The following is a 14,363-nucleotide window of genomic DNA, read 5'->3' as shown; positions in this document are numbered from 1 at the left end:
TTTTCGTCGAGGCAGCTTGCACAGAGGCAAGTCCCCGACGAAGTCTCTTCCTGATTTTGGGCATAGGCCGGAAACGCCCGATGCACCGCACCATTTATGAGCAGGCTGCACCGCGACACATCACAACATGACATATATCGTTGCATGCCATGCTGCCGCCGACTACCCCGCCGAAGTCCGGAATCGCCCTCCAAGCCATGTCCCATCAGGGAATCCGACGCTCTGGCACAGGCTTTGCATATGTCCGAGCATGGATCAACGACGATCCAGCAGTTTTTACTATTTTTAATGCCGATCTAAAGACGGATCTGCAGGACAACGGCGTCCGCTTAGCTTGGCATTCATGCCTTGCCGAGCGGGCGCCTTTTTGTTTTTAACGGGATAAAAATGGCCGCAACTCCTGACAGTCACAATCGCTCCAGCAAGGCGAGCAAGATCCAGCTCTTTTCCATCGGTACGCCGCAGATGCGCGCCTTTCACCTGACCTGGATGGCCTTCTTCGTCTGCTTCTTCGCCTGGTTCGCCTGCGCGCCGCTGATGCCGGTAATCAAGGGCCAGCTCGGCCTGACCATCGAGCAAATCGCCAACATCAACATCGCCGCCGTCGCCGTGACTATCCTGGTGCGCCTGGTAATCGGCCCGCTGTGCGATCGCTACGGTCCGCGCAAGGCTTACACTGGCCTGCTGCTGATCGGCGCATTGCCGGTGATCGGGGTCGGCTTCGCACAGACCTATGAAACCTTCCTGTTCTTCCGCCTGTGCATCGGCGCGGTCGGCGCCAGCTTCGTGATCACGCAGTACCACACCTCGGTGATGTTCGCGCCCAACGTGGTCGGCACCGCCAACGCCGCAACCGCCGGCTGGGGCAATGCCGGCGGCGGCGTGGCGCAAGGCCTGATGCCGCTGCTGCTGGCCGCCATGCTGATGCTGGGCGTGGGCGACAACCTCGGCTGGCGCGTCGCGCTGCTGGTGCCGGGCCTGATGATGCTGGCAATGGCGGCGGTCTACTGGCACTTCACACAGGATTGCCCACAAGGCAACTTCGATGAACTGCGCGCCGCCGGCATCGTCATCGAAAGCGGCAAAAAAGGCGGCTGGGCCAGCTTCCGCGCCGCCAGCGCCAACTACCGCGTGTGGATGCTGTTCATCACCTACGGCGCCTGCTTCGGCGTGGAAATCTTCATCCACAACATCGCCGCCATCTATTACGTCGACCACTTCGGCCTGTCGTTGAAGAGCGCCGGCATCGCCGCCGCCAGCTTCGGTCTCCTGGCGCTGTTTGCTCGCGCCCTGGGCGGCATCATCTCGGACAAGGTGGCGCTGCGGGGCGGCCTCAACCGCCGCGCCACGCTGCTGTTCATCATGATGCTGGGCGAAGGCCTCGGCCTGCTGTGGTTTGCCCACGCCGGCAGCGTCACGCTGGCGGTGATCGCGATGCTGTGCTTCGGCCTGTTCACCCACATGGCGTGCGGCGCGACCTACGCGCTGGTGCCGTTCATCGACCGCAAGGCGCTGGGCGGCGTGGCCGGCATCATCGGTGCGGGCGGCAACGTCGGCGCGGTGCTGGCGGGCTTCCTGATGAAGGGCCTGGGCGACACCCAGCAGACACTGAGCATGCTCGGCGTGCTCGTGACGGTCTCGGCGCTGTGCGCGGTCGCCGTGCGCTTCACCAGCAGCGACAAGAGCGACGAGTCGGCACTGGCCGTCGCTGCCAACAACATTCCCGCCTGAGGAGAACCTGATCATGAACATCATCGTCATTGGCCACGGCATGGTCGGTCACAAATTCCTGGAGTCGCTGGTGGACAGCGGCGCCGCCAACATCAAGGTCACCGTGCTGTGCGAAGAACCGCGTCCGGCCTACGACCGCGTGCACCTGTCCGAATTCTTCGCCGGCAAATCGGCCGACGACTTGTCTCTGGTTGCGCCGGGTTTCTTCGATGCAGGTAAGAGCTCGGTCGACTTCGACCTCAAGCTCAACGCCAAGGCGCAGAACATCGACATCGTCGGCAAGACGGTCACCGTCAACATCAACGGCGCCGTCGAAACGCTGGCCTACGACAAGCTGGTCATGGCAACGGGCTCCTACCCTTTTGTCCCGACCGTCGCGGGTAACCAGCGCAAGGATTGTTTCGTCTACCGCACCATCGAAGACCTCGAAGCCATGCTCGAGTGCGGCAAGCGTTCGAAGACCGGCGTGGTGATCGGCGGCGGTCTGCTCGGCCTGGAATGCGCCAAGGCGCTGCGCGACATGAACCTGGAAACCCACGTGGTCGAATTCGCCCCGCGCCTCATGGCGGTGCAGGTCGACGAGAGCGGCGGCCGCATCCTGCGCCAGAAGATCCAGGATCTCGGCGTCACTGCTCACACGCAAAAGAACACGCTGGAAATCGTCGACGGCAAGACCGGCACCCATCGCATGAACTTCGAGGACGGCACCCACCTCGACACCGACATGATCGTGTTCTCGGCCGGCATCCGCCCGCGCGACGAACTGGCGCGCGAGTCGGGTCTCAAGGTCGGCGACCGCGGTGGCATCGTGATCGACAACAGTTGCATCACTTCCGATCCTCACGTCTACGCGATCGGCGAATGCGCATTGTGGAACGGCAAGATCTTCGGCCTGGTGGCGCCCGGCTACGACATGGCGCGCACCGCCGCCAAGCACATGCTGGCGCACCTTAACGACGCCGCCGAGGTGCAGCAATTCAACGGCGCCGACATGAGCACCAAGTTGAAGCTCATGGGCGTGGACGTCGCCAGCATCGGTGACCCGCACGGCAAGGAAATCGGCTCACGTTCGTACCAGTTCACTGACGAACGCAAGCAGATCTACAAGAAGATCGTGGTCTCCGAATCGGGCAAGCACCTGCTCGGCGCGGTCATGGTCGGCGACGCCGCCGAATACGGCACGCTGCTGCAGATGATGCTCAACCGCATCGAACTGCCGGAGTCGCCGGAGTTCCTGATCCTGCCGCAAGCCGACGGCAAAGCCAAGGTCGGCCTCGGCGTCGACGCCCTGCCCGACTCCGCGCAAATCTGCTCCTGCAATAACGTGTCGAAGGGTCAATTGTGTGCAGCGGTGGCTTCGGGCGTAACCAACATCGGCGACCTCAAGAGCTGCACCAAGGCCGGTACTGCGTGCGGCGGCTGCGTGCCGCTGGTGACGCAGGTGATGAAGGCCGAGATGAAGAAGCAAGGCCTGGCCGTCAACAACCACGTCTGCGAACACTTCCCCTACTCGCGCCAGGAACTGCATCACCTGGTGCGCGTGAACAAGATCAAGAGCTTCGGCGACCTGCTGGCGCAACACGGCAAGGGTCTCGGTTGCGACGTCTGCAAGCCGGTCGCGGCCAACATCCTGGCCTCGTGCTGGAATGACTTCGTGCTCAAGAAGGAACACGCCAGCCTGCAGGATTCAAACGACTACTTCCTCGGCAACATCCAGAAGGACGGCACCTATTCGGTCGTGCCGCGCATGGCCGGCGGCGAAGTCACGCCGGACGGCCTGATCGCGGTCGGCCAGGTCGCCAAGAAGTACGGCCTCTACACCAAGATCACCGGCGGCCAGCGCGTCGACCTGTTCGGCGCCCGCGTCGAGCAACTTCCGGACATCTGGGAAGAACTGATCGCCGCCGGCTTTGAAACCGGCCACGCCTACGGCAAGTCGCTGCGCACGGTGAAATCCTGCGTCGGCTCGACCTGGTGCCGCTACGGCGTGGACGACAGTGTCGGCCTCGCCATTGAACTGGAAAACCGCTACAAGGGCCTGCGCTCGCCGCACAAGATCAAGTTCGGCGTGTCCGGCTGCACCCGCGAATGCGCCGAGGCACAAGGCAAGGACGTCGGCATCATCGCCACCGAAAAAGGCTGGAACCTGTACGTCTGCGGCAACGGCGGCATGAAGCCGCGCCACGCCGAATTGATCGCCTCCGATCTCGACAAAGCGACCATGATCCGCTACATCGACCGCTTCCTGATGTTCTACGTGCGCACCGCCGATCGCCTGCAACGCACCAGCACCTGGCGCGATAACCTCGAAGGCGGCCTCGATTACCTGAAGAGCGTGGTGATCGACGACAAGCTGGCCATCGCCGCCGAACTGGAAGCCGACATGCAGCACGTGGTCGACACCTATGAATGCGAATGGAAGAAGGCCGTCTCCGATCCGGAGACACGCAAGCGCTTCCGCCATTTCGTCAACAGCAAGGAAGCCGACAACAACGTCAAGTTCGTCGACGAGCGCGGCCAGATCCGCCCGGCCACGGTTGCCGAGCGCAAGCTGATCGACATTCCTGTGGTCGCAGAAGCGATCTGATTCCTGAGAGAGGAAATGAACATGCACAGCGACCGACAACTCAACAATTGCGAACACTGGACTGAAGTCTGCGATATCGCCGACATCGTGCCCAACACAGGCGTCTGCGCCCTGATCGGCGGCGAACAGGTGGCGGTGTTCCACGTCATTGAAGGCGGCAATAGCGATGCGCAAAAAAAAGCACGCGTCTTCGCCATCGGCAACTACGATCCCAACGCCGACGCTTCGGTGCTGTCGCGCGGCCTGGTCGGCAGTATCGGTGAACGCATCGTGGTGGCTTCGCCGATTTATAAACAACACTTTGACCTGCAGACCGGCGAATGCATCGAAGCGCCCGAACATTCGGTGAGCGCCTACCCTGCGCGCATCGAACACGGCAAGGTGTGGGTGGGCGCATGACTATCGTTCCGGCACCTGTAGCTTCTGCAAAAAGACCGTCGCTGGTCGTGATCGGCAACGGCATGGCCGGCATGCGCACGGTCGAAGAATTGCTGAAGCTGGCGCCGGACCTGTACGACGTCACCGTGTTCGGCGCCGAGCCGCACGGCAATTACAACCGCATTCTGCTGTCGCCGGTGCTGGCGGGCGACAAGAGCATCGACGACATCATGCTCAACACGCGCGACTGGTATGTACAGAACAACATCACGCTGCACGCCGGCGATCCGGTCGAGAAGATCGACCGTCGTCGCCGCACCGTGCGTTCGCAAGCCGGCGTGGAAATTCAATACGACCGCCTGCTGCTGGCGACCGGCTCCAAGCCTTTTATCATTCCGGTGCCGGGCCATGAACTCCCGGGCGTGATCGCCTTCCGCGACATCCAGGACGTCCACACCATGCTCGACGCTGCGCGCAACCATCGCCACGCGGTGGTGATCGGCGGCGGCCTGCTTGGCCTGGAAGCGGCCAACGGCCTGTTGCGTCAAGGCATGGACGTGACCGTGGTGCACGTCACCGACAGCCTGATGAATCAGCAACTCGACAAGCCGGCCGCCGCGCTGCTGAAGAAGGCGCTGGAGATGAAGGGTCTGCGTTTCCTGCTCAACGCACAGACTGACGCAATCGTCGGCCCTGATCGCGTCACGGCGGTGCGCTTCAAGGACGGCACGCAAATCCCGGCCGACCTCGTCGTCATGACCGCAGGCGTACGCCCCAACATTGAACTGGCGAAAAACGCCGGCCTGCATTGCGACCGTGCCATCGTGGTCGACGACACGCTGCAGACTTACGATCCACGCATCTACGCCGTCGGCGAATGCGTGCAACACCGCAAGGCTACCTTCGGCCTGGTCGCGCCGATCTGGGATCAGGCGCGCGTGTGCGGCGCCCATCTGGCAGGCGCCGGCCATCGTCGCTACGTGCAACAAGCCACCGCCACCAAGCTCAAGGTGACCGGCGTCGACCTGTATTCGGCCGGCGACTTCATCGGTGCCGAAGAAACAGAAGACCTTGTCTTGCGCGACCCGCGCCGCGGCATCTACAAGCGGCTGGTGCTGCAAGGCAGCCGGCTGATCGGCGCGGTGCTGTACGGCGACGTCAAGGACGGCCCCTGGTACTTCGACCTGATCCAGAAAGGCGGCGACATCTCCGCCATCCGTCATCAACTGTTGTTCGGTCAAGCCATCTGCAGTCAGACCTCCAGCCAGACCCAAAGCACCCAGGCAGCCTGATCAGGAAACCATCGTGAACCTCTCCCAAGCTCCGCTTTCGACCGTCGGCACCAAGACCACCTGCCCGTATTGCGGCGTCGGCTGCGGCGTGCGCGCCGCCATGCAACCCGACGGCGTGATCGCCGTCACGGGCGACGAACTGCATCCGGCCAACAAAGGACGTCTTTGCGTCAAGGGTTCGGCGCTGGGCGAAACGGTCGACCTCAACGGCCGTCTGCTGTATCCGAAGGTACGCGACGCCGACGGCGCATTGCAGCGCGTGAGCTGGGACGCCGCGCTCGACAAAGTCGCCGGCGGCCTGCGCAGCATCATTGATCGCCACGGTGCGGATTCGGTGGCGCTGTACGTCTCCGGCCAGTTGCTGACCGAAGACTATTACATCGCCAACAAGCTCATGAAGGGCTATGTCGGCAGCGCCAACATCGACACCAATTCGCGCCTGTGCATGTCCTCGGCCGTGGCGGGCCACAAACGCGCCTTCGGCGAAGACCTGGTGCCGATCTGCTACGAGGATCTGGAGTTGGCCGACATGGTTGTGCTGGTCGGCTCCAACACGGCGTGGTGCCATCCCATCCTGTTCCAGCGCATCGCCAAGGCCAAGGAAATCCGGCCGGAGATGAAGCTGATCGTCATCGATCCGCGCCGCACCGCCACCTGCGAACTGGCCGACATGCATTTGCCGGTCAAGGCCGGCACCGACGTCTGGCTGTTCAACGGCCTGATGAGTTTTCTCGCGCATCGCGGCGCGCGCGACAACGCCTTCGTCGACGCCCACACCAGCGGCCTCGGCGAAGCGCTGGCGATCGCCGACGCCGACTGCGCCGATCCGAACGAAGTCGCACGCATTTGCAAGGTCGACGTCAACGACCTGCTGGCCTTCTATCAAATGTTCGCCGATACCGAAAAGGTCATCACCGCTTTCTCGATGGGCGTGAATCAGTCGAGCGCCGGCACTGACAAGGTCAACAGCATCATCAACGCGCACCTGATCAGCGGCCGCATCGGCAAGCCCGGCATGGGACCGTTCTCGATCACCGGCCAGCCTAACGCCATGGGCGGTCGCGAAGTCGGCGGCCTGGCCAACATGCTGGCCGCGCACATGGATCTGGACAATGCGCTGCATCGGGACACGGTGCAGACCTTCTGGGGTTCGCCGCACATGGCCGACAAGCCCGGTCTCAAGGCCGTCGACCTGTTCAACGCGATTGAAGCCGGCCGCATCAAGGCGGTCTGGATCATGGCGACCAATCCCATGGTCAGCATGCCTGACGCCAACGTGGTCCAGCGCGCACTATCGAAGTGCGAACTGGTGGTCGCCTCCGACATCATCGAAGGCACCGACACCAATGCCTTCGCGCACGTGCTGTTGCCCGCGCTGGGTTGGGGCGAGAAGGACGGCACCGTGACCAATTCCGAGCGCCGCATCTCGCGCCAGCGCGCCTTCCTGACACCCCCGGGGGAAGCGCGTCCGGACTGGAAGATCATCTGCGACGTCGCCATCCGCATGGGTTATCGCGGCTTCGACTTCGCCGGCGTGCATGCCATCTTCGACGAACACGCGCGCCTGAGCAGCTACCGCAACGGCCCGCCGCAGATCGCCGGCAACAGCATGCGCGTGTTCAACCTGGACGGCCTGATCGGCATGAGCAAACAACAGTTCGACCAGTTGCAGCCTATCCAGTGGCCCGTGACGCGCGACAAACAGAACGGCGATGCCGTCGGCACTGCGCGCCTGTTCGGCAACCAGCGTTATTCACATGCCGACGGCAAGGCGCGCTTCGTGGCGACGCCGCCGCGCGGCCCGGCACACCTGCCGGATGAAGAATTCCCGCTGACATTGAACACCGGTCGCGTGCGCGATCAATGGCACACCATGACGCGCACCGGCAAATCGGCGCGCCTCGCTGATCACGTGCCGGAATCCTTCGTCGACATGCATCCGCAGGACGCGCTGCGCTACGGCGTACGCGAAGGCGGACTGGCGCGCATCAGCTCACGCTGGGGCGCCATGGTGGCGCGCGTGCAGCACAGCGGCGGCATCGCGCGCGGCAGCGTGTTCGTGCCGATTCACTGGAGCAACCAGACCGCCTCCGATGCGCGCGTGGGCGCATTGGTCAATCCGGTCGTCGATCCCATATCGGGCGAACCGGAGTTCAAGCACACGCCTGTCAACATCGAAGAATTCGGCGTGTCCTGGCACGGCTTCATCCTGAGCCGCAAGGCATTGGCGCTCGATGAAATCACGCACTGGACACGCATCCAGGGTCGCGACTTCGCGCGCTACGAACTGGCCGGCCGCAACACCATCGCTGACCACGGCGCCTGGGCGCGCGCATTGCTCGGCGTGCTCGACATCGACGCCGACTGGCTGGAATATGAAGACCGCACCGCCGGCGTCTACCGCGCGGTGCATGTCGACAACGACCGCATCGACATGTGCATCTTCCTGTCCAAGCGCCCCGACCTGCCTTCGCGCGCCTGGCTGGCGAGCCTGTTCGACAAGGAGCAACTGGAAGAAGCCGACCGCGTCGGCCTGCTGATCGGCCAGCCAATCGAAAAAGGCGCCGACACCGGCCCGACCGTGTGTTCGTGCTTCGGCGTAGGCCGCAACACGATCTGCAACGCAGTGCGCGAACAAGGATTGAAGACAGTGGCGGAAGTCACCGCCTGCCTCAAGGCCGGCGGCAACTGCGGCTCGTGCGTGCCGGAGATCAAGAAGCTGCTGGTGGAGACGCGGGCGGCGGAGACTGCCTGAATTTCTGTGAAATGACGTACTGAGACGTCGATCCGGATGGAGGAAAGCCGGTCGCTCAGTTCGCCGGCCGCGAAGTGATGATGATCGGCCCCTGGCTTTCGCCGTCGGCTTGTTCCAACGATTGGCGGTAGCGCGCTGAGCGTTCCATGTTGATCTGGTACTGCTCCTCGGCATGGAGGTAAGCCAATTGCTCGGCAGGCGAACGGCTGCAGCCGGCGATGGCGAGGGTGCACAGGATCAAAAGCAGGAACTGCCGCATGAATGTCTCCGAGGGGAATTGTCTTATTTCTTTTTGGCAATCATATACGCAATATATCCTTTGAGCAATTTTTCCAATAAGAAATTACCTCTGCAAGCCGCTCTGGCATTGACGTTCCGACAACTATGGCTAATTTCCGGATTCTTCGGCATGCTCTGGGCTGCCTGCAATTCTTGCAGGCTTCGCGCTCCACAAAAGGAAACTTCGTGCCCGCCATCTCTTCTCTGTTCAACAGATTTTCCTGCGCCTTGCTGGCGCTTGCAGCCTTGTCCACAGCAAACGCCGCCCACGCCGAACAGAAACGCTGCCTGAGCGAATGCAAACCGCGCATCGGCATCGTCTCGGCGTTCGGCGCCGAGGCCGACCTCCTGCTTGAGCAGACCCAGAGGAAACACGACTGGCGCATCAACGGCAATCGCTTCACGACCGGTGTATTGCGCGGCAATCCTGTGGTGATCGTGCTCAGCGGCGTGAGCCTGGTGAACGCGACGATGGTCACGCAGCTGATGCTGGATCACTTCCACATTGAACGGCTGCTGATGAGCGGCATCGCCGGCGGCGTCAACCCGGCTAATCATGTCGGCGACGTGGTTGTGCCGGAAAGCTGGGCGATGCCCATGGAAGCCTACTGGAACGGCGACGGCAGTCTGCCAGCAGCTTGCGGCAAAGCGGGCGACGTCAGCTGCCTGGGATTAAAGCTGGCGACGGAGAACGGCAAGGTGCGTCCCGACTTCCAGTTCGATGCGCCCGCTGGCAAGGTCGACAGCGGGCTGTTCATGCGCGACAGTTTTGTGATGAATGCGGCCAACGCACCGCAGGGAGAATTTCGTTTCGAGTTCCAGGCTGATGCGCAGATGCTTGCTGTTGCGCGCAGCCTCCAACCGGTACTGGCGACTTGCGGCCCCAAGAATCCGGCGCTGTGCGTTACCGCACAGCCGGCATTGAAAGTCGGCGGGCGCGGTATTTCCGGCACGGCGTTTTTAGCCAATGCCGGCTATCGCACTTATCTGCACGATACCTTACAGGCGGAATTGGTGGATATGGAAACCGCCGCCTTTGCCCAGGTGGCGTATGCCAACGGCGTGCCGTTCATCGCATTTCGCAGCGTCTCGGATCTGGCTGGCGGCAATGACTTCAAAGACGTCGGCGCCTTCTTTGGGAGCGGATTGGCGGAGACGAACGAGGCGAATGTGACGCTGGCGTTTCTGGAAGCGTGGAAACGGCGTCGCTGAGATCAGATCTGCCGCCTGCGCATACCCGGTCCGCTTCAAAGATTTTCGACATTGCTGCGATATCAACGTGCACGGGCGAACGTTGCGTCCCGTCAGCCATCCCATTCCTGAGCTATTCTTTTCAGGAGCCTGAGCATGAGCAATGTGATGAACCGATCCCTTCTTGCACTGATTATCTGCGGCGCCGGGTGGCTGTCGCCGGCTATTGCCCAATCAGATCAAGCGGCCTCCGGCGACCAACCCTTCTCGCACGCGGTGCCTCTATCCAAGGAGATCATGGGCAGTACCGGAAAATGGATCGGGGGGATCAGCCTGACCGACCCGACTGAGCGCGGTACCGGGCCAGGGCCGGCATCCGCTGCATCACCGGCAATGCGATTCAAAGTCGCGGAACCAGCCTGGATCGGCGTACTCGATACCGTCGGACAAATTGCAGGAAGCGTGCGCATCGAATCGTCCAATATCGGCATCTCGGGCAAGATCAATCAACCCGCACCTCGCGTCAACAGTCCGCTGCCGCCGTCAAACTGAAACTGCCTTCAGATCCGTATCAGAACCTGGGCTTGACCGTCTTCCAGTCCGGCTTGTACTTGCGCATCTGGCGTACGTCGTCGCGCGAGCGGATGCCGCAGCCGAGGTAGAGATCGTGCAGCTTTGCCAGCTGATCACGGTCTAGTTCCACTCCCAGACCCGGGGCGCGCGTGATGCTGACGCAGCCGTTGCGTATCTGCAGCTTGCCGCCCTTGATGACTTCTTCGTCGGCTTCCTGCCACGGATAGTGCGTGTCGCAGGCATAGGACAGATTCGGCACTGCCGCCGCCACATGGGACATCGCCATCAGGCTGATGCCCAGATGCGAATTGGAGTGCATCGAGACGCCCAGGCCGAAGGTATCGCACATCAACGCCAGCATCTGCGTGTCGCGCAGGCCGCCCCAGTAATGATGATCTGCCAGCACGATCTGCACGCTGTTCAAGGCGACGCTGCGACGGAACTCATCGAAATCAGTCACCACCATATTGGTCGCCAACGGCAGGCCGGTGCGGCGATGCAATTCAGCCATGCCTTCCAGTCCCGGCGTGGGGTCTTCATAGTATTGCAGATCATCGCCCAGCAATTCGGCCATGCGCACGGCGGTTTCCAGCGACCAGTTGGCGTTGGGGTCGATGCGCAGAGGGGTATTGGGGAAAGCTTTTTTCAGTGCCTTGATGCAGGCGACTTCATGCTCCGGCTCCAGAGCGCCGGCCTTGAGCTTGATGCTCTGGAAACCGTTTTCATCGATCATCCTGCGCGCCTGCGCGACGATCTGTTCCTCGCTCAGCGCTTCGCCCCAGGCATCGGGCTGGTACGGGCTGTCGATATGTTCTGCGTATTTGAAAAACAGATAGGCGCTGAACGGAATCCCGGTGCGCACTGCACCACCGAGCAAGTCGACCAGCGGCACGTTCAGGTAGCGCGCCTGTACGTCGAGCAAGGCGACTTCGAATGCAGAATACGCATTGCTGACGGCTTTGCTGGCGTGCGAACCGGGTGCGAGTTCCGCACCTGAATTGCCGGCCGGCGCCATGCCGGCCACCGCAGCCTTGACGATCGCGCGCAGGCCGTTAAGGTTGAAAGGATCGAGGCCGATCATCTGCGTCTTGACCTTGTCCATCACAGCCAGGGCCGGCGCGTCGCCATAGCTTTCGCCGAGGCCGAAATGACCATTGTCGGTTTCGACTTCGATGATGGAGCGCAGTGCATACGGCTCATGGATGCCGCTGGCATTGAGCAAAGGCGCATCCTTGAATGCGATCGGTGTGACGGTGACGCGGGTGATCTTCATGTCTATTTTCCGGAATCAGTAATCAATTATTTGTTGCCTGCAATCGCTGCGGAGTGCGCCGTGGTGCGGGCGAAGAACACCACGACCGCCGCCACCACCGACGTCGCCGCCAGGGCGTACAGGCCGCCCTGGATCGAACCGGTTTTTTGCTCGAGGAAGCCGAAGGTGGTAGGCGCGACGAAGCCGCCGAGGTTGCCCAGCGAGTTGATCAGCGCGATCACGGCCGCAGCGATGCGCGCATCGAGATAGGACTGCGGGATCGGCCAGAACAGCGAGGACGCCGCCTTGAATCCCACTGCCGCGAAACAGATCGAGACGAACGCGAACACCGGTCCGCCGAAGGTCGACACGTACATGCCGATGGCGGCGATGATCAGCGCCGCCGCAGCCCATGCCTGCTGGAACTTGAAGCGCGCGGCCAGGCTGGCGAACAGGTACATGGCGATGATGGAGATGATCCAGGGGATCGAATTGAACAGGCCGACCTCGAAATCCGAATACGTGCCCATCTTGCGGATGATGCTGGGCAGCCAGAACGTCGCGCCGTAGATCGTCAGCGAAATCGAAAAATAGATGAAGCAAAAGATGGCGATCTGGCTGTCGCGCAGCAGCGTCCAGGCGGAGATGTGCGCCGGCTTCGTCTTTTCGCGTTCAGCCTGTTCGGCGGCGATGGTGTTGCCGATGAGATCGCGTTCGCTCTGTGTCAGCCACTTCGCATCGGCCGGTCGCGAATCGAGCCAAAACCAGACGAAGCCGCACAGCACCACCGACGCCAGGCCTTCGATGATGAACATCCATTGCCAGCCGTGCAAGCCGCCGCCATCGATCTGCAGCAGCGCGCCGGAGATCGGCCCCGACAGGATCGATGCCAGCGCGGAGCCGCTCAGGAAAATCGCCATCGCCTTGCCGCGCTCGCCGTTGGGCAGCCACTGCGTGAAGTAGTAAATCACGCCGGGAAAAAAGCCCGCTTCGGCCACGCCGAGCAGGAACCGCAACGCGTAAAACGACATCTCGCCCTGCACGAACGCCATCGCCGTGGCGGCGATGCCCCAGGTCAGCATGATGCGCGTGAGCCAGGCCTTGGCACCGTACTTTTGCAGCAACATGTTGGAGGGCACTTCAAAGATGGCGTAGCCGACGAAGAACAAGCCCGCGCCCAATCCGTAAGCCGCCGTGCCGATGCCGATGTCGGCGGCCAGGTGCGTGCGCACGAAGCCGATGTTGACGCGATCGATGTAATTGACAATGAACATGATCACGAACAGCGGCAACACGCGCTGCTTGATCTTCGATACCGCCCTGTCGAGCGGCGACAATGCCCGCCCTGCTGCCTGCGCTGTAGTCACTGCTTGTCTCCTGCGTTTTTTATCGAAAAAGAGCGTTTGCTCTTTTGTTAAAACATTAAAACACTAATATATTAGTGTGTCAATGCAGCTTAATTGCTTTATCATGCTGATAACAAAGTGGATTGCGGGGCTAACGTGCCCTATCTTTTGAGCTCTTGTCGCGAACGGTTCGGATATCCGCTGCTTTGAGCAACATACGCACCGCTCCGCTTTCTTTCGATTTATTGTCCTTTGACGTCGCGGATTCCGATTGCCATGAACAGCCCTTCCCCCCTGCAGCAACATCAGCTCGACCGCTCGCGCCATGCGGCGCCGCAGGTATTCGAGCGGCTGCGCGAAGCCATCATCACGATGCAGCTCACGCCCGGCACCGTGCTCTCCCGCGCCGAGCTGGCCTTGCAGTTCGGCCTTAGCCAGACGCCGATCCGCGATGCGTTGATGAAACTGGGTGAAGAAGGCCTGGTGGATATTTTTCCGCAGCATGCCACGGTCGTGCGCGCGGTGGATATTGCGATGGCGCGTCAGGCGCATTTCCTGCGCCGCTCGATTGAACTGGAGATCGTCCATACGCTGGCGGCCTCCCCCAATCCGGCCCTGATCGTGCGTCTGCAAGCCAGCATCGCCAAACAAAAAATGCTGGCCGACAGCGAGGATTACAGCGAGTTTGTCGAAGCCGACCAGGCCTTCCACCGTCAGATGTACGAAGCCGCCAACATCCCCGACCTATGGGCCATGGTGCGCCGTCACAGCGGCCACCTCGACCGGCTGCGTGCGCTGCACGTGCCGATCCCCGGCAAGGCACGCGCGGTGCTGCGCGATCATATCGCCATCGTCGATGCCATCGCGGCAGGTGATCCGGTCGCGGCGCAGGACGCCTTGCGCACGCACTTGTCCAACACGCTGTCGCATCTGGACGATATCCGCGAGCGCTTTCCGCACTACCTGAAAGATTGAGACT

At 61.9% G+C, this 14,363-nt stretch carries 11 protein-coding genes; 8 read left to right on the top strand and 3 right to left on the bottom strand.

Going from position 1 to position 14,363, the window contains the following annotated elements; genetic code table 11:
- The first annotated feature begins 387 nt into the window (after positions 1-387).
- Genes ACIROW_RS00420 through ACIROW_RS00400 form a run of 5 tightly spaced genes read left to right on the top strand, consistent with a single transcriptional unit; the run spans position 388 to position 8,743 of the window.
- Positions 388-1,731, top strand: coding sequence for an MFS transporter (locus ACIROW_RS00420; protein ID WP_402270716.1), 1,344 nt, complete (start codon positions 388-390; stop codon positions 1,729-1,731).
- A gap of 13 nt (positions 1,732-1,744) precedes the next feature.
- The gene (nirB, locus tag ACIROW_RS00415; protein ID WP_402270714.1) at positions 1,745-4,318 is read left to right on the top strand and encodes a nitrite reductase large subunit NirB; all 2,574 of its coding nucleotides are present in this window, start codon (positions 1,745-1,747) and stop codon (positions 4,316-4,318) included.
- A 21-nt stretch (positions 4,319-4,339) separates the two neighbouring features.
- A complete protein-coding gene (nirD, locus tag ACIROW_RS00410; protein WP_402270711.1) occupies positions 4,340-4,717 on the top strand; it encodes a nitrite reductase small subunit NirD in 378 nt (125 codons plus the stop codon).
- The gene (locus ACIROW_RS00405; RefSeq protein ID WP_402270708.1) at positions 4,714-5,988 is read left to right on the top strand and encodes an NAD(P)/FAD-dependent oxidoreductase; all 1,275 of its coding nucleotides are present in this window, start codon (positions 4,714-4,716) and stop codon (positions 5,986-5,988) included. The genes nirD and ACIROW_RS00405 overlap by 4 nt, the downstream gene beginning before the upstream one ends.
- Before the next feature lie 13 nt (positions 5,989-6,001).
- Complete coding sequence (locus tag ACIROW_RS00400) at positions 6,002-8,743, top strand: molybdopterin-dependent oxidoreductase (protein ID WP_402270705.1); 2,742 nt, start codon at positions 6,002-6,004, stop codon at positions 8,741-8,743.
- A gap of 55 nt (positions 8,744-8,798) precedes the next feature.
- On the opposite strand, the gene ACIROW_RS00395 is transcribed toward ACIROW_RS00400, so the two are convergent.
- Positions 8,799-9,002 carry a hypothetical protein gene (locus tag ACIROW_RS00395; protein WP_402270702.1) on the bottom strand — a complete coding sequence of 68 codons (204 nt, stop codon included), beginning with the start codon at positions 9,000-9,002 and terminating at the stop codon, positions 8,799-8,801.
- A 206-nt stretch (positions 9,003-9,208) separates the two neighbouring features.
- Between ACIROW_RS00395 and ACIROW_RS00390 the strand changes: the two genes are divergently transcribed.
- A complete protein-coding gene (locus ACIROW_RS00390) occupies positions 9,209-10,234 on the top strand; it encodes a 5'-methylthioadenosine/S-adenosylhomocysteine nucleosidase (RefSeq protein ID WP_402270700.1) in 1,026 nt (341 codons plus the stop codon).
- A 135-nt stretch (positions 10,235-10,369) separates the two neighbouring features.
- A complete protein-coding gene (locus tag ACIROW_RS00385; protein WP_402270697.1) occupies positions 10,370-10,765 on the top strand; it encodes a hypothetical protein in 396 nt (131 codons plus the stop codon).
- 19 nt (positions 10,766-10,784) lie between these two features.
- On the opposite strand, the gene ACIROW_RS00380 is transcribed toward ACIROW_RS00385, so the two are convergent.
- Complete coding sequence (locus tag ACIROW_RS00380) at positions 10,785-12,059, bottom strand: glucarate dehydratase family protein (protein WP_402270695.1); 1,275 nt, start codon at positions 12,057-12,059, stop codon at positions 10,785-10,787.
- A gap of 26 nt (positions 12,060-12,085) precedes the next feature.
- Positions 12,086-13,405 carry an MFS transporter gene (locus ACIROW_RS00375; protein WP_402270692.1) on the bottom strand — a complete coding sequence of 440 codons (1,320 nt, stop codon included), beginning with the start codon at positions 13,403-13,405 and terminating at the stop codon, positions 12,086-12,088.
- Positions 13,406-13,660: 255 nt separating this feature from the next.
- Between ACIROW_RS00375 and ACIROW_RS00370 the strand changes: the two genes are divergently transcribed.
- Positions 13,661-14,359: a GntR family transcriptional regulator gene (locus ACIROW_RS00370; RefSeq protein WP_402270689.1), complete on the top strand. Its 699-nt coding sequence runs from the start codon at positions 13,661-13,663 to the stop codon at positions 14,357-14,359.
- Positions 14,360-14,363 lie beyond the last annotated feature (4 nt).

This window comes from Herbaspirillum sp. NPDC101397 (assembly GCF_044767325.1).
Classification (GTDB): domain Bacteria; phylum Pseudomonadota; class Gammaproteobacteria; order Burkholderiales; family Burkholderiaceae_D; genus Herbaspirillum.
Note: the sequence above shows the minus strand (reverse complement) of the source record. Positions and strands in the feature narration are given on the sequence as shown.